This is a genomic window from Flavobacterium chuncheonense (assembly GCF_042686145.1).
Taxonomy (GTDB): Bacteria; Bacteroidota; Bacteroidia; order Flavobacteriales; family Flavobacteriaceae; genus Flavobacterium; species Flavobacterium chuncheonense.
Genome location: NZ_JBHUPC010000016.1, coordinates 695 through 1,297, shown reverse-complemented (window position 1 = coordinate 1,297; position 603 = coordinate 695). Strand labels below are relative to the sequence as shown.

General features: G+C 43.0%; 1 pseudogene. It reads left to right on the top strand.

The features are described from left to right. A pseudogene (locus ACFS5J_RS11240) lies at positions 1-603 on the top strand (hypothetical protein); the annotation flags it as partial.

Genomic DNA, 603 nt, shown 5'->3' with positions numbered 1-603 from the left:
TACACCTTTACTATCACCGATGATTGTGGAAACAGTGATACTGAAACCACACGCGTATCGAGAGAGTACGACATGACAGCTCCAGAGATTGTTGACGTACCAGACTATCAATTAGCGAATTGTAATGATGATTGGCCAGCGTTTATCACAACAGATTGGACAGATAACTGTTCTGCTGGAGGAGTTGGAATTCAATCAGATGGCGGAGTTGATGATGGAGCGAGTGCAGATGGTTGTATCCAATATAGATTGTACACCTTTACTATCACCGATGATTGTGGAAACAGTGATACTGAAACCACACGCGTATCAAGAGAGTACGACATGACAGCTCCAGAGATTGTAGATGTTCCAGATTATCAATTGGATAATTGTAACGATGATTGGCCAGCGTTTATCACAACAGATTGGACAGATAACTGTTCTGCTGGAGGAGTTGGAATTCAATCAGATGGCGGAGTTGATGATGGAGCGAGTGCAGATGGTTGTATCCAATATAGATTGTACACCTTTACTATCACCGATGATTGTGGAAACAGTGATACTGAAACCACACGCGTATCGAGAGAGTACGACATGACAGCTCCAGAGATTGTTGACGTA